Annotated in this window: 16 protein-coding genes, 1 tRNA gene and 1 other RNA gene; 7 read left to right on the top strand and 11 right to left on the bottom strand. The window is 69.1% G+C overall.

Translation table 11 applies throughout. The features are described from left to right. Window position 1: 1 nt before the first annotated feature. Window positions 2-334: a YbaB/EbfC family nucleoid-associated protein gene (locus ACJH6I_RS09495; RefSeq protein WP_029105129.1), complete on the bottom strand. Its 333-nt coding sequence runs from the start codon at window positions 332-334 to the stop codon at window positions 2-4. 107 nt (window positions 335-441) lie between these two features. After that, window positions 442-879, bottom strand: a complete 438-nt coding sequence (locus ACJH6I_RS09490) for an SRPBCC family protein (protein WP_020101051.1) — start codon at window positions 877-879, stop codon at window positions 442-444. Between the two features lie 71 nt (window positions 880-950). On the opposite strand from ACJH6I_RS09490, the gene ACJH6I_RS09485 reads away from it, so the two are divergent. Beyond that, window positions 951-2,342 (top strand): FAD-binding oxidoreductase, encoded by a 1,392-nt coding sequence (locus ACJH6I_RS09485; RefSeq protein ID WP_346415853.1) that lies wholly within the window; start codon window positions 951-953, stop codon window positions 2,340-2,342. Then, window positions 2,339-3,643 (top strand): class I SAM-dependent methyltransferase, encoded by a 1,305-nt coding sequence (locus ACJH6I_RS09480; RefSeq protein WP_406784009.1) that lies wholly within the window; start codon window positions 2,339-2,341, stop codon window positions 3,641-3,643. Before ACJH6I_RS09485 ends, ACJH6I_RS09480 begins: the two co-directional genes overlap by 4 nt. On the opposite strand, the gene ACJH6I_RS09475 is transcribed toward ACJH6I_RS09480, so the two are convergent. The 3 genes from ACJH6I_RS09475 to ffs form a co-directional block, all read right to left on the bottom strand. Next, window positions 3,644-5,638 (bottom strand): DNA polymerase III subunits gamma/tau, encoded by a 1,995-nt coding sequence (locus ACJH6I_RS09475; RefSeq protein WP_406784008.1) that lies wholly within the window; start codon window positions 5,636-5,638, stop codon window positions 3,644-3,646. Window positions 5,639-5,936: 298 nt separating this feature from the next. Continuing rightward, a complete protein-coding gene (locus tag ACJH6I_RS09470) occupies window positions 5,937-7,220 on the bottom strand; it encodes an aminotransferase class I/II-fold pyridoxal phosphate-dependent enzyme (RefSeq protein WP_406784007.1) in 1,284 nt (427 codons plus the stop codon). Window positions 7,221-7,248: 28 nt separating this feature from the next. Beyond that, window positions 7,249-7,345: signal recognition particle sRNA small type (ffs, locus tag ACJH6I_RS09465), an RNA gene on the bottom strand. Window positions 7,346-7,413: 68 nt separating this feature from the next. Between ffs and ACJH6I_RS09460 the strand changes: the two genes are divergently transcribed. The 4 genes from ACJH6I_RS09460 to ACJH6I_RS09445 all read left to right on the top strand — a co-directional run bounded on the left by ACJH6I_RS09460 (window position 7,414) and on the right by ACJH6I_RS09445 (window position 9,952). After that, window positions 7,414-7,499 (top strand) — tRNA-Ser (locus ACJH6I_RS09460). An 81-nt stretch (window positions 7,500-7,580) separates the two neighbouring features. Continuing rightward, window positions 7,581-8,384 carry a hypothetical protein gene (locus ACJH6I_RS09455; protein WP_406784006.1) on the top strand — a complete coding sequence of 268 codons (804 nt, stop codon included), beginning with the start codon at window positions 7,581-7,583 and terminating at the stop codon, window positions 8,382-8,384. Between the two features lie 45 nt (window positions 8,385-8,429). After that, complete coding sequence (locus tag ACJH6I_RS09450) at window positions 8,430-9,443, top strand: S1C family serine protease (protein ID WP_212807395.1); 1,014 nt, start codon at window positions 8,430-8,432, stop codon at window positions 9,441-9,443. 245 nt (window positions 9,444-9,688) lie between these two features. Then, entirely contained in the window at window positions 9,689-9,952 is a 264-nt protein-coding gene (locus tag ACJH6I_RS09445) for a hypothetical protein (protein ID WP_212807396.1), read from the top strand. A gap of 17 nt (window positions 9,953-9,969) precedes the next feature. Here the strand turns inward: ACJH6I_RS09445 and ACJH6I_RS09440 are convergent, their stop codons facing one another. Then, entirely contained in the window at window positions 9,970-11,190 is a 1,221-nt protein-coding gene (locus tag ACJH6I_RS09440) for an oxygenase MpaB family protein (RefSeq protein ID WP_406784005.1), read from the bottom strand. 104 nt (window positions 11,191-11,294) lie between these two features. Between ACJH6I_RS09440 and ACJH6I_RS09435 the strand changes: the two genes are divergently transcribed. Next, on the top strand, window positions 11,295-11,726 hold the full coding sequence (locus ACJH6I_RS09435) for a DUF3887 domain-containing protein (protein ID WP_406784004.1): 432 nt from the start codon (window positions 11,295-11,297) through the stop codon (window positions 11,724-11,726). A gap of 3 nt (window positions 11,727-11,729) precedes the next feature. Here ACJH6I_RS09435 and ACJH6I_RS09430 read toward each other — a convergent pair whose 3' ends face one another. Genes ACJH6I_RS09430 through ACJH6I_RS09410 form a run of 5 tightly spaced genes read right to left on the bottom strand, consistent with a single transcriptional unit; the run spans window position 11,730 to window position 17,656 of the window. Then, window positions 11,730-12,773 (bottom strand): zinc-binding dehydrogenase, encoded by a 1,044-nt coding sequence (locus ACJH6I_RS09430; protein ID WP_406784003.1) that lies wholly within the window; start codon window positions 12,771-12,773, stop codon window positions 11,730-11,732. Then, on the bottom strand, window positions 12,773-14,359 hold the full coding sequence (locus ACJH6I_RS09425) for a dipeptide ABC transporter ATP-binding protein (protein WP_406784002.1): 1,587 nt from the start codon (window positions 14,357-14,359) through the stop codon (window positions 12,773-12,775). Before ACJH6I_RS09425 ends, ACJH6I_RS09430 begins: the two co-directional genes overlap by 1 nt. Beyond that, window positions 14,356-15,195 carry an ABC transporter permease gene (locus ACJH6I_RS09420; protein ID WP_212807401.1) on the bottom strand — a complete coding sequence of 280 codons (840 nt, stop codon included), beginning with the start codon at window positions 15,193-15,195 and terminating at the stop codon, window positions 14,356-14,358. The genes ACJH6I_RS09425 and ACJH6I_RS09420 overlap by 4 nt, the downstream gene beginning before the upstream one ends. Further along, entirely contained in the window at window positions 15,192-16,142 is a 951-nt protein-coding gene (locus tag ACJH6I_RS09415) for an ABC transporter permease (protein WP_212807402.1), read from the bottom strand. The genes ACJH6I_RS09420 and ACJH6I_RS09415 overlap by 4 nt, the downstream gene beginning before the upstream one ends. Beyond that, complete coding sequence (locus tag ACJH6I_RS09410; RefSeq protein ID WP_212807403.1) at window positions 16,139-17,656, bottom strand: ABC transporter substrate-binding protein; 1,518 nt, start codon at window positions 17,654-17,656, stop codon at window positions 16,139-16,141. The genes ACJH6I_RS09415 and ACJH6I_RS09410 overlap by 4 nt, the downstream gene beginning before the upstream one ends. Window positions 17,657-17,741: the final 85 nt, after the last annotated feature.

Genomic DNA, 17,741 nt, shown 5'->3' with positions numbered 1-17,741 from the left:
ATCAGAACCCGGGCAGGCCCATGCCCTGCATGCCGCCGGCCAGCGGGCCGAGGCGCTGCTGCGCCATCAGCGTCACCTGCTCGGAGGCGTCGCCCAGGGCACCCACGATGAGGTCCTGCAGCGTCTCGATGTCGTCGGGATCGACGACCTTCGGGTCGATGGTGAGCGCGGTGATCTCACCGCTGCCCATCATGGTGACCTTGACCAGACCGCCACCGGCCTGACCGGTCACCGACGAGGTGGCCAGGGACTCCTGCGCCGCCATGAGCTGCTGCTGCATCTGCTGCGCCTGAGCGAGCAGCGCGGACATATCGGGCTGGCCACCGGGTTGCATGACGGTCCCCTCGAGTTTCGATGATCGGGTGTGCGCGCCAGCCTAGTCGCCCGACGGATCACCGGGCGACCGACTGGCCGCGAAAAGAATCTCCGTGCGCCGAAGAGCTAGCCTTCGACAACCTTCTTCAGGTTGCCGAGCACCTCGTCCTGGATCTTGCGCAGGCCCAGCGGGGCGAAGGTCTTCTCGAAGAAGCCGCCGATACCGCCGGCACCCTGCCACGCCGTCTTGACGGTGACGGTCGAGCCGGTGCCCGCCGGGGCGACGGTCCACGTGGTCACCATCGACGAGTTGGCGTCCTTCTCGATGACGCTCTTGCCTGCGACGTCGACGGTGGCCTTGACCTCACGCGAGCGCTTCTTGGTGGCCTGCAGCTTCCAGGTGGCGACGGTGCCGGCGCCCTGTCCGCCTTCGAGCACCTGGTAGCCGCTGTAGTTCGACGAGAGGATCTTCGGGCGCACCGTCTGGTAGTCGGCGACTGCTGCCAGCACCTTCTCCGGTTCGGCGAGAATCAACACGGTGCTGGACGCACTGACCTGTCCCATCAGGTAAAACTCCTGTTCATACGGCTTCCCTTGCGGTCGCGAGGACCGCGATCTCGGTCTAGCGTATATGTGTGACTGCTGTCACGAGCGATGCGACGGCCGCCCACGAGGCGGCCGTTCAGCGACTGCTGGACAGCTATCGCGCCATCCCGCGGGGGGCGACGGTGCGGCTGGCGAAACCGACGTCGAACCTGTTCCGGGCGCGTGCGCGCACCAAGACCAAGGGGCTCGACGTCTCGGGGCTGAACGGCGTGCTGGCCGTCGACACCGAGAATCGCACCGCGGACGTGCAGGGCATGTGCACCTACGAGACGCTGGTCGCCGCGACGCTGCCGTTCGGCCTGGCGCCGCTCGTCGTGCCGCAGCTCAAGACCATCACCCTCGGGGGCGCGGTCACCGGGCTGGGCATCGAGTCGACGTCGTTCCGCAACGGCCTGCCGCACGAGTCCGTGCAGGAACTCGACATTCTCACCGGGGCCGGGGAACTGATCCGGGCATCACCGCACACCCACTCCGACCTGTTCTACGCCTTCCCGAATTCCTATGGGACGCTGGGCTATTCGGTACGGTTGCGCATCGAGCTCGAGCCCGTGCGCCCGTTCGTGAAGCTGCGGCACCTGCGTTTCCACCGGGTGGCCGATCTGGTGGACGAGCTGCAGCGCATCCTCGACACCGGCGGCCACGACGGTGTGCCGGTGGACTACCTCGACGGCGTCGTGTTCGGGCCCGACGAGAGCTACCTGTGCCTCGGCATGAAAACTGGGACCGACGGCCCGGTCAGCGACTACACCGGTCAGCGCATCTTCTACCGCTCCATCCAGCACGACTCCGGCGAGCGGCACGACCGGCTCACCACGCAGGACTATCTCTGGCGCTGGGACACCGACTGGTTCTGGTGTTCGGCGGCCTTCGGCGCGCAACGCCCACTCATCCGGCGGTTGTGGCCCCGCCGGTACCGGCGCAGCAGCGTCTACTGGAAGCTCGTCGGCCTCGACCAGCGCTTCCGGATCGCCGACCGGATCGAGCGCCGCAGCCTCCTGGCCCCGGAAAAGCCGTTGCGCGAGCGGGTGGTGCAGGACGTCGAGGTGCCGGTCGAGCGCGTCGTCGACTTTCTCGAGTGGTTCCTGGCACGTGTGCCCATCACCCCGATCTGGTTGTGTCCCTTGCGGTTACGCGATGACACCCGCTGGCCGCTGTATCCCATCCAGCCCCACCGCAACTACGTCAACGTCGGGTTCTGGTCATCGGTCCCGGCCGGACAGGTGGCCGGTGAGACGAACCGCCTGATCGAGGACAAGGTCGACGAATGCGGCGGCCACAAGTCCCTGTACTCCGAGTCGTTCTATTCGCGTGAGGAATTCGACCGGCGCTACGGCGGCGCGGAGTACCAGAAGGTCAAAGACGTTTACGACCCCGAATCGCGGCTACTAGGTCTCTATGCGAAGGCGGTTCAACGGCAATGACGACAACTGACGATCGAGGGACGACCGACGGCAAGCTCACGCTGGCCGAGGTCCTGGAGAGCTTCTCGAGTGGTCGGCTGCCTCTCAAATTCGAGGCGTACGACGGCAGTTCGGCCGGCCCCGAGGACGCCGAACTGGGGCTGAGTCTGCTCACCCCACGCGGCACCACCTATCTGGCGACCGCACCCGGCGATCTGGGCCTGGCCCGGGCCTACGTCGCAGGCGATCTCGCTGCGCTCGGCGTGCATCCGGGCGACCCCTACGAACTGCTCAAGGCGCTGGCCGACAAGGTGGAATTCAAGCGTCCGCCGATCCGGGTGCTGGCGAACATCGTGCGGTCCATCGGATTCGAACACCTGCTGCCGATCGCCCCGCCCCCGCAGGAGGCGCTGCCGAGATGGCGCCGGATGGCAGAAGGACTGCGGCACAGCCGAATCCGGGATGCCGAGGCCATCCATCACCACTACGACGTCTCCAACGCGTTCTACGAACGGGTGCTCGGGCCGTCGATGACGTACACCTGCGCCTGCTACCCGCGGCCCGACGCCACGCTCGAGGAAGCCCAGGAGAACAAGTACCGGCTGGTGTTCGACAAGCTGCGCCTGCAGCCCGGCGACCGGCTGCTCGACGTCGGCTGCGGCTGGGGTGGCATGGTCCGGTACGCCGCCCGGCACGGTGTGCAGGCCACCGGTGTCACGCTGTCGGCGGAGCAGGCCGGCTGGGCGCAGCGCGCCATCGCCGACGAAGGCCTGGCCGACCTCGCCCGCGTCGTGCACGGCGACTACCGCGATGTGCGGGAAGGAAATTTCGACGCGGTGTCCTCGATCGGTCTGACCGAGCACATCGGTGTCGCCAACTACCCGGCCTACTTCCGGTTCCTACACGACCGGCTGCGCCCCGGCGGACTGCTGCTCAACCACTGCATCACCCGGCCGCACAACCGCGCCGGGAACATCGGCGGGTTCATCGACCGCTACGTCTTTCCCGACGGAGAGCTGACCGGCTCGGGGCGCATCATCGCCACCGCGCAGGATGTCGGGCTGGAGGTGCTGCACGAGGAGAACCTGCGCCCGCACTACGCCCTGACGCTGCGCGACTGGTGCGCCAACCTGGTGCGGAACTGGGACGAAGCGGTCGCCGAGGTCGGCCTGGCCACGGCCAAGGTCTGGGGCATGTACATGGCCGGTTCCCGCGTGGGATTCGAGACCAATGTCGTTCAGCTGCACCAGGTTCTGGCCGTCAAACTCGACGAGCACGGGGCCAACGGCGGGCTGCCGCTGCGGCCCTGGTGGACGCCCTGATCACTCCCCGATGGGGCGGGCGCCCAGCTCGCTCTTGAGCAGTTCCAGCGCCACCTCTTCGGGGTCGCGGCGGGGCACGTCCGTGCCGCGGTCGTTGGCGGCGTCGGCCAGCATGTCCTCTTCTTCGGCCCGCTCCACGGCGGCCTGCTGCTCGGGCGTCGGGGCCGCCGGACGCGGGGCTGCCGCCGCGGGCGCGGAACCGGCCGACGGGCCCCCGGCCGCACCCGCAGGTGCCGCACCGGCGTCGCACCGCACCCGCCAGTTCACCCCGAGGGCATCCTTGAGCGCCTCGCGGATGACGTCGGCGTTGTGCTGCTCGCTGAGGCGCCTCGCCAGCGGCGGGGCCGGGTGCGCCAACACCAGGGTGTCGGCCTCGATACCGCGGACCGTCGCCTCCATGAGCATGGCTTCCAGCGAGCGGCTGCGCATGCGGACCTTCTCACGCACCGTCGTCCACATGGCGCGCACCGCAGCGGCATCCGGCTCACCTGGTGTCGCGGCGGCCGGCTGCACGGGCGCCGCTGCTGCCGGTGCGGCAGCCGGCGGGGCGACGGGTTCAGGTGATGTTTCACGTTGAACCGGCGCCGGTTCGGGCGCCGGACGCGGCTCGGGCCGCGGCGCCGGAGGTGCGGGCGGCGGCGCCGGCTCCGGTTCGGGTGCCGAAACCGATTGCGGGGCTTGGCTTCTCCGCGTGAACTGCCGATTTCCTGCCGAACCCGACGGAGCCGGCGGAGTGCTCGGGGCCTCCGCGAACGACTCGGCGGCCGGTGCCGGGACCGGGGCCGCCACCGGAGCGGGACGCGGGGCAGCAACGGCCCCGCCCTCCGAAGCCGGGATCGACACGTTCATCCGGGTCTCGATGCGCTCGATGCGTTGCAGCAGAGCGGCTTCGGTGTCACTGGCCGACGGCAGCAGCAGCCGGGCGCACACCACTTCGAGCAGCAGCCGCGGTGCCGTCGCGCCGCGCATCTCCCCGAGCCCGGCGTGCATCACCTCGGCGTACCGGGTCAGCGTCGCGGTGCCGATCTGCGCGGCCTGGTCCCGCATGCGCTCCATGACGTCGTCCGGCGCGTCGACCACACCGCGGGCCGCGGCGTCCGGAACCACCTGCAGGACAATCAGATCCCGGAAGCGCTCCAGCAGGTCGGTGCCGAACCGGCGTGGGTCGTGCCCGGCGTCGATCACCGACTCCACGGCTCCGAAGAGCGCGGCGCCGTCGCCGGCGGCCAGCGCGTCGACGGCGCGGTCGATCAGCGCGAGGTCGGTGGCGCCGAGCAGCGACAGCGCCCGCTGGTACACGACGCGGTTCTGCTCGGCCCCGGCCAGCAGCTGGTCGAGCACCGACAACGTGTCACGCGGCGAGCCGCCACCGGCCCGGATGACCAGCGGGTACACCGCATCGTCGACCTGCACGTCTTCTTGCGCGCAGATCTTCTCGAGCAGGCCGCGCATGGTCTTCGGCGGCAGCAGCCGGAACGGGTAGTGATGGGTGCGCGACCGGATGGTCGGCAGCACCTTCTCCGGCTCCGTGGTGGCGAACACGAAGATCAGGTGCTCCGGCGGCTCCTCGACGATCTTCAGCAGCGCGTTGAAACCGGCATTGGTCACCATGTGGGCTTCGTCGATGATGAAGATGCGGTACCGCGACTGCGCCGGCGCGTAGAACGCCCGGTCGCGGAGTTCACGGGTGTCGTCGACACCACCGTGGCTGGCGGCGTCGAGTTCGACGACGTCGATGTTGCCCGGCCCGTTGGGCGCCAGCGCCACGCACGAATGGCATTCGCCGCACGGATTGGCCGTCGGCCCCTGCTCGCAGTTCAGCGAGCGGGCCAGGATGCGTGCCGACGACGTCTTGCCGCAGCCGCGTGGCCCGGAGAACAGGTAGGCGTGGTTGATGCGGCCCGATTCCAGCGCGTTGCACAGCGGCTCGGTGACATGCTCCTGCCCGACTACCTCAGCGAAACTTGCCGGTCGGTACTTGCGGTAAAGAGCCACGGGAGAAGGCTACCGAGCGGGTCCGACTCGTGCTCTGGTGGATTCGCCATTCCACGAAGCTGACGTGGTGGCGGAAAATCAGGCCGCAAATCGCCGTGCAGTCAGGCTCGGCGAACGCGACCACCACGACTCGATTGACCCTGCATCTACGCACCCCGCTACTCGCACAACTGCGCCCTCAGTACAGAGTCAGCGTGGGGACGGCAGTGACACCCGTTGATCCTGACGCCACGGCGCACCGCTCTCGCACGAATGCGCCCTGGGTACAGGGTCAACGCATACAGCGCGCGGCAGGACCTCAGCCCTTCAGCAGCGCCTCGGTCGCGGCCAGCAGCGCGCACGTCGCCAAGCCGTCGATGGCGAGGCGCAGGTCCGGCAGCGGCGGGAACGAAGGCGCGATCCGGATGTTTTTGTCCTCCGGGTCCTTCTTGTACGGGAACGACGCGCCTGCCGCCGTCACCGCGATGCCGGCGTCCTTGGCCAGCGCCACGGTCCGCTTCGCGGTGCCCGGCCACACGTCGAGGCTGACGAAGTAGCCGCCCTTGGGGTCGGTCCACGATGCGATCTTCGACGCGCTGAGCCGGTCGTCGAGAATCTCCGCGACCGCCGCGAACTTGGGCGCCATCAGCGCCTGGTGCCGCTGCATGTGCAGCCGCACGCCGTCGGCGTCACCGAAGAACCGGAGGTGCCGCAGCTGGTTGACCTTGTCCGGGCCGATGGTCTTCTTCTCGGCGTGCTGCAGGTACCAGGCGATGTTGCCCAGCGAGCCACCGAAGAAGCTGACGCCGGCGCCGGCGAAGGTGATCTTGGACGTCGAGGCGAAGACGTACGGCCGGTTCGGGTTGCCCGCGGTGGCGGCCAGGCCGACGACGTCGACGTTCTGGACCGACTCGTGCGTCAGCGTGTGCACGGCGTAGGCGTTGTCCCAGAACAGCCGGAAGTCCGGTGCCGCCGTCTGCATCTGCACCAGCCGGCGGGTGGCCTCCCACGAGTAGGTGACGCCGGTCGGGTTACCGAAGACCGGCACGCACCACATGCCCTTGATCGCCGGGTCGGCGGCGACCAGCTCCTCGATGAGGTCGACGTCGGGGCCGTCCTCGAGCATCGGGACCGGGATCATCTCGATGCCGAAGCTCTCGGTGATCGCGAAGTGCCGGTCGTAGCCGGGCGACGGACAGAGGAACTTCAGGGCGGGTTCTTGCACCCAGGGGCGCGGCGAATCGACACCGCCGTGCAGCAGCGAGAACACGATGACGTCGTGCATCAACTCGAGGCTGGCGTTGTTGCCGGCGATCAGGTTCTGCACGGGCAGCCCGAGCAGTTCACCGAAGATGGCCCGCAGCTCGGGCAGGCCGTGCAGACCGCCGTAGTTGCGGGTATCGGTGCCGTTGCCGTCCAGGTACGAGCCGGGGGTGTCTCCCGGCAGGCTCAGCATGGCGTTCGACAGGTCGAGCTGTTCTGCCGACGGCTTGCCGCGAGTCAGGTCGAGGGCCAGGTTGCGGGCCTGCAGTTCGGCGTAATTGCGCTGTTGCAGATCGTGCTGGGCCTGCAATTCGTCACGGCCGAGGGACAGAAACGACACGGCGCGCCTCTCGCATCAGATCGCGAAAACATAGGGGACCCCGCGCACCCGCCAGAGCCCGTTGACCCTTGCTGCCTTCCGGCCCTGGGGGAGTTCACAGGATGGACGCCGCGCGGGGTCCGGCCACGAGTGTAGTACCCACCCAGTGGCACACGAGTAGGGCGTCGGATCCGGGTCGGGTACCCTTGTCGACGGAGGATTCGCCTAGTGGCCTATGGCGCTCGCCTGGAACGCGGGTTGGGTTAACAGCCCTCAGGGGTTCAAATCCCCTATCCTCCGCACTCGGTCCGGGGTGCGACCAGCTGATCAGCCGGTCGCACCCCGGCCCACTATCAGAGCGAAAAACCCTCGAGGAGCAGTATGCGGCGGCCGGTAGCGATCATTTGGCACGCGTCGTTCCTCATCCTCGCCGGGCTGCTGTACTTCTTCTTCGCGCTGCCCCGGTGGAACGAGCTGACCGGCGACTGGTCGCACACCCTCGGCACCGCGATGCGCATCGTCTGCGGTCTGATCGTCGCGTTGTCGGCGCTGCCGGTCCTGTTCACCCGCCAGCGCACCGCCCTGCCGGAGTACGGCACCCCGCAGCTGGCGCTGACCTTGCGGACCTGGTCGATCGTCCTGCACATCGTCGCGGGCGTCCTGATCATCGGCGCCGCGATCAGTGAGATCTGGTTGACCCTGGATCAGGCCGGCACCTGGTTGTTCGGCATCTACGGCGGCGCGGCCGGCCTGGCTCTGCTCGCCGCCCTGGCGTTCTACCTGGCCTTCGTCGCCGAGTTGCCGCCTCCGCCGCCGGCGCCGCTGAAGGTCAACGACGGCAAGCGCCGCGGCCGCCGCAAGGCCGACAAGGGCGCCGATGAGGCCCCGGCCGTCGCCGCTGAAGTCGCGGAAGCCGGCGATGAGAGCGAGACTGACACCGAAGCCGAGGCCGAAGAAGAGGCCACGGACAAGGCCGACGACGACGCGGCCGAGACCACCGAAACCGGCGATGCCGGTAACACCGAGGCCGCCGAAACCGATGAAGCGGCCAAGACGTCAGGCGAAGAGACCGCCGACACCAACGAGGACGAGGCTGAAGAAACGGCCACTGATGACGCCCCCGCCGGTAAGCTGCGCAACCGCCGCTCCGGCAAAGGTTCCGGGTTGTTCGGGCGCGGAGCCTAAGGGCCCAGTCACAGGGCCATCACCTCGCAGTCCGGAGGACAGCACATGGGCGGGTTCCGCTTCTGCCGTCGGCTCGGCACCGCGGCCGCCGCGGCAGCCGTTGCCGTGGCCACCATCAGCCTCGCACCCGTCACCCACGCTGACCCGTCCCCGGCCGCAGCCGCCGTCGAACCCGCGACCGCGCGCGTCGACACCGTCATCAACTACCAGCACGCCATCGGTGCCGGTACCGGCTTCGTCCTGGACTCGGGCGGCGCGCTGCTGACCAACTTCCACGTCGTACAGGGCGCCGACAAGGTGACCGCAACCATCGGTGGGCGGCCATACCGCGCCGACCTGGTCGGCTACGACCGGCACCGCGACATCGCGGTGCTGCAGCTGCGCGGCGCGGCCGACCTGCCGGTCGCCCCGCTGGGCGACTCGTCGGCGGTGGCCGTCGGCGACGAGGTCGTCGCACTGGGCAACGCCGACGGCAGCGGCAACTCACTGACCCACGAGGCCGGTCACGTCATCGGGCTGAACCGCACCATCACCGCCAAGGACGAGTTGACGGGCAGTTCCGAGCAGGTGACGGGCCTGATCCAGTTCGCGGCCCCGGTCCGCGCCGGCGATTCAGGTGGCCCGCTGGTCTCGGCCGACGGCCGGGTGGTCGGGATGACGGTCGCGGCGACGCTGAACTTCCACATGGGCCCGGGCGGCGAGGGCTTCGCGATCCCGATCAACGAGGCGCTGGCGACGGCCGCGCAGATCCGGGCCGGCGCGGCGTCGAACAACATCCACATCGGGCAGCCCACGCTGCTCGGCGTCGGCGTCGGCGGCACCGACGAGCACTCGCAGCTGCCCGGTGTGCTCATCCGCGACGTGATCAGCGGCGGCCCCGCGCAAATCGCCGGGATGGTCCCGGGTGACGTGCTGGTGAGCATCGACGCCGTCACGGTGAGCTCGGCGAGTGCGCTCACCAGCGTGCTGGACCGGCACTACCCCGGCGACGTCGTCGAGCTGTTCTGGATCGACCGCGCGGGCCAGCAGCACACCGCCAAGGCCGTGCTGACGTCCTGACACGTAACTTTCTGGCAAAAAAATCTACTAGTCCGTCAAAGTAGCTGGATACCGGCACTAAGCGGGTACCGCGCGTGAAGGCTATTTGCCACGGCCCCCTGACGTGCCGAAATGCGGTTTTGCCGACTGACGAGGCCCTTGGCGGGGACACCATCGCGAGTTAGATTGGCGACACATTCACCTGCAAATGAGCCTTCGGTCACAGCTGTTCACGCGGCGGTTACCCGGTCAAAGGGAGTAGCCCAGTGGTCCACCTCTACGTGGAGGCGTACACAGCGATATGGGCTGTGGTGACCCTGGCGACGTATCTCCTCGGCCGCCGATTCAGCAACGACGAGCGACCCGACCACCAGCTCCTCACGAGCGTGCTGGCCGGAGCCATGTGGCCCGTCGTCGTGGTCGGACTCCTGGAGGCGTTCACCGTCGCATTGATGTCCGGCAGCCACGCGTGGCGCGACCCGGCGCCCGTGGAGCCGGCCTGCGTCGCTCCCGTCGCGCCACTGCCGTAGTACTCAGGCCGCCGTACTCACGCCACCCCGCGCAGGTGGGACGCCGACGCCCCGATGGTCGCCTCATCCCCGCCGATCATGGTGCGCAGCAGGGCTTTCTGCTCGCGTAGCCCGCGGTCTGCCGCGCGGTCCGAACCGCCCGGCAGCACCAGCGCCGCGATGCTGCGCACGCCGTTGACGGGGATACGGAGCACCGGGTACCACGGCGGCATGTAGGACGGCAGCCCCAGCGTGCGCATCACCCGCGGGCCCAGGAAGGCCGTCGTCACCGACAGGTGCTGCGCCCACGCCAGCCGCCGGCGGAGGCCCGTCGCACCGCGGTAATGCCAGCTCAGCGGGTCACGCGCCATCGGTACCGACAGCTGTTTGGTGGTCTCGTCGGAGACCGCCAGTGCGGTGGACGTGTGATAGAGGATGCGGACGCTGTCCCGGAAGGACCGTGGCAGCCACTCGTCCTGCACGCCCATCAACCAGCCGACGTAGCGCGTGAGGTGCGCGATGGCGCTCAACTCGGCGGGTGTGGCCACGATGCCCATGGCCAGGCCACCGAGAACCGGCGCGATCAGGGCGCCCACCAGCGTGGCCGCCATGTCGGTCTGATTGACCGGCAGGCCCCACTGCTCGGCACGCCAGTCCGGCATCGCCTGCACATGCCGTCGCACCATGGCGTGTACGAAGCGGACGCGGACGGTGGACCGGTATCCGGAACCGAACTTCTCCAGCCCGCCGGCGTCGATCACGTCGAGCGCCCACTGCATGGTTTCGGCGAACCGCTGGTTGGAGCCCTTTTCCAGGGCGCCGGTGCGCAGCAGGGTCTGGTTGAAACCGGAGAACTGGTAGCCGCCCAGCAGCGCGACGTCCCGGGCGATGTACATGCCGTCGGCACCGCCCCGGCGCAACGTGCGCTGTCCGATCCGCAGCGCTTCAGGGTCGACCCAGTCCGGGGTCGCCTCGACCTCTTCGAAGAACCGGCGCAGCGGCTCCGGCGCCTCCGGAACGGTGGCGATGCCGTCGGTGAGCGCGCGGTCGAACAGCGGCCGCAGCTGCTTCGTGCCCTGCTCCGACATCCAGGCGACCAGGGCATCCATGGGTTCGTCGCCGACATTGAGGCGCTCGCCCAGCCGCTGCCACTGCGTGGCGTCGGGCTTCCCGATGGCCAGCATGGTGGCGAACGAACCGATCGCCGCAGGTACCGGTTGCGGCCGGTCGGGATGACGTGCCGGGATCGGCAGGGACATCGCGCGTACTCCTTGTCACCGTTGACAACGTATGTAGTCAAAACTAGGCGGTACCCGGGGTCTCGTCAATGGCAAATGGGGCACGAGCGCATAGGCTGGCCCTCATGTGGCGGGGAGAACAGTCCAAGCATCAGCGTCGGAACACAGTGGCAGCCGCGATCGCGGCGCTCGGGATCGGCGTCGCCCTCGGCGGGGCACCGGTCGCGGCAGCGGCCGACGCGCCCGACCAGGTGGCGATGACGGCCATCGACGACATCGCCGCGGGCAACTACGCCGCCGTCACCGCGCGGTTCGATCCGGAGCTGCAGAAACGGTTGTCCCCCAAGGCATTACAGCAGGTGTGGGACGGCTACCAGCGCACGTTCGGCGCGTACCAGTCACATGGCGGCCCCGAGGACACAGCACGCGGCGACCTCACCGTGGTGAACGTCCCGCTGCAGATGGACCGCATGCCCGGCCAGTTCCGGGTGAAGATCCACCCCGATGGCACCATCGCGGGCGTGTACTTCCTGCGCGAAGGTGTGCCGGTCCCCTGACCGTCACGCCAGCCGGGGGTCGATCAGCGTGACTCCCACGGGGCTGGCGGCGCCGAACTCCGGCAGCAGGCGCGCGCCTTCGGCGAGCCCCACCACCCGCTCGACCAACGCCTGCGGGCGCAGCTTGCCCGCCGCGACCTGGTCGAGCATCTCGGGGTAGTCCGCGCTTGCCATGCCGTGCGAGCCCAAAACATCCAATTCCCAGGCGATTACACGATCCATGGGCACCTGCGGATGCCCATCGACGTTGGGTAGCAGGCCCACCTGCACGTGGCGTCCCTGCCGGCGCAGGCTGTGGATCGCATCGGCGCACGTCCCCGCGGTGCCCACCGCGTCGACCGCGACATGGCTACCGCCGCCGGTGATCTCGTGCACCGCTGGCGCCACCTCGGCGCTGTTGGCGAGGACGGTCTCGGCGGCACCGAGGCTGCGCGCGAGTTCCAGTGCCGCCGGGGTGCGGTCGACGGCGATGACGTTGGCACCTGCCGCGGCCGCCACCTGGACGGCGCTGAGGCCCACACCCCCGACACCGATCACCGTGACCCACTCGCCGGGCTTGACGTCGGCACGGGCCCGCAGCGCGCGGTAGGCGGTGGCGAAGCGGCAACCCAGCGCGGCCGCCGCGGCATCGTCGATATCTTCCGCCACCGCAACGAGATTCGTGTCCGCCGCATGCAGCGCCACGTACTCACCGAACGAGCCCCAGTGGGTGAAACCCGGCTGGGTCTGGTCCGGGCACACCTGCGCCTGGCCGCCGGCACACCATTCGCAGGTGCCGCACCCGCACACGAACGGTGTGGTGACGCGGTCACCGACCCGCCAGCGCCGGACGTCGGTGCCGACCGCGACCACTTCTCCGACCAGTTCATGTCCGGGCACATGCGGGAGGGCGACGCCGTCGTCGTGCCCGGCCCAGGCGTGCCAGTCGCTGCGGCACAACCCGGTTGCGTGCACCTGCACCACGACGCCGCCGGGCGACGGCGTCGGGTCGGCCACCGACCTGACGTCCACCGGCCCACCGAACTGCTCGAAGATCACCGCGCGCATCAGGTCATCGTTGCACGCCCAGGACGCGCCGGAGGCACCGCTGCGAGCAACGCGCGCGTGTACTCGTGTTCCGGATGCGCGAACAACTCGGCGGCAGAGCGGTATTCCACCGATTCGCCGCCGCGCAGTACCAGGACGTCGTGGCTCATCCGCTCGATCACGGCCAGGTCGTGGCCGATGAACAGGTAGGTCAGGCCACGGTCCTGCTGCAGCCGGGTCAGCAGGTCGAGCACCTTGGCCTGCACCGAGACATCGAGTGACGCGGTCGCTTCGTCGAGGATCAACAGCTCGGGCGACACGGCCAGCGCCCGGGCGATGTTGACGCGCTGCCGCTCGCCGCCCGACAGTTCGTGCGGATACCGTGCCGCGTAGTCCGCCGGGAGCTCGACGGAGTCCAACAGCTCACGCACCTGCGCCCGCCGGTCCCTGGCCGCACCCGCCAAGGGCTCGGCGATCGAAAGACCCACCGGGATACGCGGATTGAGCGACGAGAACGAATCCTGGAAGACCAGAGCGATCCGGCGGCGTACCGCCTTGCGGTCACGGCGCTTGACCGTCAGCACGTCGGTGCCGTCGAGGAGTGCGCGACCGCCGTCGGGCGCGACGAGACCGGTCAGCGCGGCCGCCACGGTCGACTTTCCCGAACCCGACTCGCCCACCAGCCCGAGCGTCGTCCCCCGGCGGATGCGGAACGACACGTCCTTGACCGCGTGGACCACCATCCGGCCCGTCGGCGTGCTCACGGGAAACCTGACGTCCAGATGGGAGACGTCCAGCAGTGTCGGGGTGTCCGGAACTTCGCGGGCGGGGTGTCCCAAAACCGGCCTGGCATCGAGCAATTCGCGGGTGTAGGCCTGCTGCGGCGCATCGAATATCGCGTCGACCGGTGCCTGTTCGACGGCCGCACCGCCGCGCAGCACGGTGATGGTGTCGGCGACCTCGCCGATCACCCCGAGGTCGTGACTGATCCACACCACGGCGGTACCGAACCCGCGCTGCAGCTCCCTCACCAGCTCGATGATCTGGGCCTGTGTCGTGACGTCGAGGGCCGTCGTCGGCTCGTCGGCGATCAGCAGTTCAGGGTCGCAGGCCAGGGCGATCGCGATCATCACCCGCTGACGCTGGCCGCCCGAGAGCTGATGCGGATAGCTGCGCAGCCGCCGTTGCGGGTCGGGCAGGCCCACGGCCTCCAGCAGTTCCAGGGCGCGCACCGCGGCGTGCCGGCGGGTCACCTGCTTGTGTGTTTCAAGAGATTCGGTGATCTGCCGTTCGATGGTCAGCAGCGGGTTCAGCGAGGTTCCGGGATCCTGGAAGACGAACCCGATCCGGCCGCCGTGCACGCGCCGCAACGTCCGCGCCGGGGCGCCGACGAGTTCCTGTTGTCCGGCAAGGACACTCGAGCCGGTCACGAGCGCGCCGGGCGCGTCGAGCAGCCCGGTCGCGGCCAGCACCGTCGTCGACTTGCCCGAACCGGACTCGCCGACGATGCCGAGCGTCTGCTCGGGCTCGACCGCCAGTGAGACGCCGCGCACGATCTCGCGACGCCCGATCCGGACGGCCAGATTGTCGACCGACAGCACGCTCATGAACGCCGCCGCGCCTCGATCATGGTGCGCTGCTTGGGATCCAGGACGTCACGCAGGCCGTCACCGAGCAGGTTGCACGCCAGCACGATGACGACGATCGCCGCGCCGGGGAACACCGCCATCCACCAGGCCAGGGTGACGAAGCCCTGCGAATCGAAGATCATCCGGCCCAGTGACGGCTGCGGCGGCTGGATGCCCAGGCCGAGGAAGGACAGCGCGGCCTCGGACAGGATGGCGAACGCCAGCGACAGCGAGGTCTGGACGATGAGCGGACCGGTGATGTTGGGCAGGACGTGCCGGCGCAGGATGTAGGCCGTCCCGGTCCCCATCGTGCGCGACACCGCCACGTACGGCTCCTCCCGCACCGCCAGGGTGCTGGCCCGTGCCACCCGCGCGAAGATCGGCACATAGACGATGCCGATCGCGGCGATCGTCGTGCCCAAGCCCGGCCCCAGCACCGCGACGATCGCCATGGCCAACAACAGCACCGGGAACGCGAACATCACGTCGACGACCCGCATCACCACGGTGTCCAGCCAGCCGCCGCGGTACCCGGCCATGACGCCCAGCGCTGTGCCGACCACCGCCGCACACGCCACGCTGACCACCGCCACCGTCATCGACGCCTGCAGGCCCGTCAGCACGCGGGACACCACATCGCGGCCCAGTTCGTCGGTGCCGAACCAGTGCGCGCCGCTCGGCGGCCGCAGCGCCTGCGGCACGTCGACATCGTTGATGCCGTACGGCGCCAGCCGGCCGGCACCCACGGCGACGACCACGGCCGCGGCCACGACGGCGGCGCTGACCACCGTGACGGGATTCGTGGGCAGCCTCATGACAGCCGAATCCGCGGATCGACAACTGCGTACAGCACATCGACCACCAGGTTGACGGCCAGGAACAGGACCGCGATGAGCAACACCGCGCCCTGGATCACGGGATAGTCGCGCGCGGCCACCGACAGGTAGACCAGCCGGCCCAGGCCCGGCCACGCGAACACCACCTCGACCACGATGACACCACCGAGGATCGTCGCCAGCTGGATACCGGTGATGGTGAGGATGGGAACCAGGGCGTTGCGCACGACGTGCCGCAACGTGACCACCCGCGGCGGCAGGCCTTTCGAGCGCGCGGTGCGGACGTAGCCCATCGCGGACACCTCCAGCACCGCGGAGCGGACGTAACGCGTCATGATCGCCGCGGCCACCAGACCCACGGTCAGGCCCGGCAGGATCACGTGGCGCAACCAGCCCGTCGGATCGTCGAACAGCGGCCGGTAGCCCGATGTCGGCAACCAGCCCAGTGTCGTGGAGAACAGCGAGATGAGCAGGATGCCCAGCCAGAAATCCGGCACGGACACCCCGAATTGGCTTGTGACCCGGACGATCACGTCGCTGAGCCGGCCCTCGTGCGAGGCCGCGTAGATGCCGGCGGGCAGCGCGATCGCCAGAGCCAGGACGATGCCGACCACGGCCAGCGAGACGGTGGCGGGCAACCGCTCGGCCAGTACCTGGGCCACCGGGTCGCCGCTGCGGAAGCTGACGCCGAGATTGCCCGTCGCGGCATGGCCGAGGTAGCTGAGGAACTGGGCGGGCAGTGGCCGATCCAGACCGCTCGCGTGACGGAGGGCGTCGTACGCCTCGGGTGTGTACCGCGTCCCCAGGGCGATGCGCACCGGGTCACCGGGAACCAGATGAGCCAGGGCGAACACCACGATGAGGACGCCCACCAGGACCACCAGTGAGTAGGCGAGCCGACGGGCCAGGAACCGCAGGATGGTCATGGCCGGTCACCGCCGAGTACCGCGTCCCGGAACCGAATTGCCTTGTCGCGCCTGGCCTCATAGCCGGTGAGCCGCGGTGACCAGGCCTGGACCACCGCGGGGTTGTACAGGTAGAGGTAGCTCACCTGGTCCGCGATGAGCGTCGCCGCCTGCGCGTAATCCTGGTGCCGCGCTTGCGGATTGGTCTCGGTACGGCCGGCGTCCAGCAGCGCGTCGACGCGCGGGTCCGAGAATTTCTGGGCATTGCTCGCACCGCCGGTGTGATGCTGCGCGTAGTAGAAATCGTCGGGGTCGATATTGCCGAGCCAGCCCATCATCAGCATGTCGAAATGACCGCTGTGCTGCTCGTCGAGCCACGTCCCGAAGTCGACGGTGCGGATGGTGACCCGGATGCCCAGCGGCGCGAGGTTGTCGGCGATCACCTGGGCGGCGGTCACCGTCTGCGAGTACTCGCTGGTGACCAACAGGTCCATGGCGGACGGCGCCGAGCCGGCCTGCCGCAGCAGCGATTTGGCGTGGTCGATGTCGTAGCGGTACTTGCCGTAGGGCGTGTACCACGGATTGCCCTGCGGGATCGCGAGCTGATTGGCCTGCGCCGCACCGTAACTGGTGGCCTGCACGATCGACGCCCGGTCGATCGCGTAGGCGATGGCCTGCCGCACCCGGACGTCCTGCCACGCCGGCCGGGCTTCGTTGAGGGCCAGGTACCAGTAATCGTTGCTCGGCGTCACCGCGAGGTGGATCGAATCATCGCCGCGCAACTGGGCGACCCGCTGCGGTGGCACCGCGTCGGTCCAGTCGATCTCACCGGCCTGCAGCGCCGACAGTGCCGTCGACGGCTCGCTGATGAAGCGGAACGTCACGCCCGGAATGCGCGGGGCGCCGGCCCAGTAATGCGGATTTGCGCGCAGCGTGATTGCATCACCGCCGCGCTGACTGACGAAGGCGAACGGCCCGGTGCCGATCGGGTGGCCGGCGATCTGCCCGTCCTCGACGTTGCGGCGCTGGACGATCGCCACACCCTTGAACCCGCCGAGGTTGGTCAGCAGATTGGGGGTCGGGTGCGACACCGTGATCCGGACCGTGTGGTCGTCGGCCGCGGTGACGTCGGTGACGGCGCTGAGCTTGTCGGCGTTGGCGAGCTTGCCGTCGATGATCCGGCGGTAGGAGTAGACGACGTCGGCGGCGGTGAGCGGGCTGCCGTCGTGGAACGTCACCCCGGGCCGCAGGTGGAACGTCCAGGCGCGTTGATCAGGCGAGACGTCCCACGACTGCGCGAGGGCGGGCCGCATGGTCAGGTTGGCGTCCGGCTCCACGAGGGTGTCGAAGACGTTCTCGAGGACCTCGAACGAGAAGTACGCGCTGGTCTTCTGCGGGTCGAGTTGGTCGGGCTCGCCGGAGATCGCCGCGATCAGGTATCCCGCGTCCTGGCCCAGGTCAACGCGTTGTGCGGGCGCGCAGGCCCCCGCCATGACGACGGAAACGACGACGAGCACGGCTGCAACCAGTCGCATGTCCGTCACTTCCGTACCGGGGCCGGCATGAAGCGGAGGCCGGCGCACTCCTGCGGCCCCTATACCCGGCGGCGCACCGGTTCAC

This window comes from Mycobacterium sp. SMC-13, assembly GCF_045311035.1.
Taxonomy (GTDB): Bacteria; Actinomycetota; Actinomycetes; order Mycobacteriales; family Mycobacteriaceae; genus Mycobacterium.
The sequence above is the reverse complement of the archived record's forward strand: the minus strand, read 5'-3'. Positions and strand labels throughout refer to the sequence as shown.

Coding starts and splice junctions, on each gene's coding strand:
- ACJH6I_RS09495 (WP_029105129.1), bottom strand. CDS start 334: ATGCAACCCGGTGGCCAGCCCGATATGTCCGCGCTGCTCGCTCAGGCG.
- ACJH6I_RS09490 (WP_020101051.1), bottom strand. CDS start 879: ATGGGACAGGTCAGTGCGTCCAGCACCGTGTTGATTCTCGCCGAACCG.
- ACJH6I_RS09480 (WP_406784009.1), top strand. CDS start 2,339: ATGACGACAACTGACGATCGAGGGACGACCGACGGCAAGCTCACGCTG.
- ACJH6I_RS09455 (WP_406784006.1), top strand. CDS start 7,581: ATGCGGCGGCCGGTAGCGATCATTTGGCACGCGTCGTTCCTCATCCTC.
- ACJH6I_RS09450 (WP_212807395.1), top strand. CDS start 8,430: ATGGGCGGGTTCCGCTTCTGCCGTCGGCTCGGCACCGCGGCCGCCGCG.
- ACJH6I_RS09440 (WP_406784005.1), bottom strand. CDS start 11,190: ATGTCCCTGCCGATCCCGGCACGTCATCCCGACCGGCCGCAACCGGTA.
- ACJH6I_RS09435 (WP_406784004.1), top strand. CDS start 11,295: ATGTGGCGGGGAGAACAGTCCAAGCATCAGCGTCGGAACACAGTGGCA.
- ACJH6I_RS09430 (WP_406784003.1), bottom strand. CDS start 12,773: ATGCGCGCGGTGATCTTCGAGCAGTTCGGTGGGCCGGTGGACGTCAGG.
- ACJH6I_RS09425 (WP_406784002.1), bottom strand. CDS start 14,359: ATGAGCGTGCTGTCGGTCGACAATCTGGCCGTCCGGATCGGGCGTCGC.
- ACJH6I_RS09420 (WP_212807401.1), bottom strand. CDS start 15,195: ATGAGGCTGCCCACGAATCCCGTCACGGTGGTCAGCGCCGCCGTCGTG.
- ACJH6I_RS09415 (WP_212807402.1), bottom strand. CDS start 16,142: ATGACCATCCTGCGGTTCCTGGCCCGTCGGCTCGCCTACTCACTGGTG.
- ACJH6I_RS09410 (WP_212807403.1), bottom strand. CDS start 17,656: ATGCGACTGGTTGCAGCCGTGCTCGTCGTCGTTTCCGTCGTCATGGCG.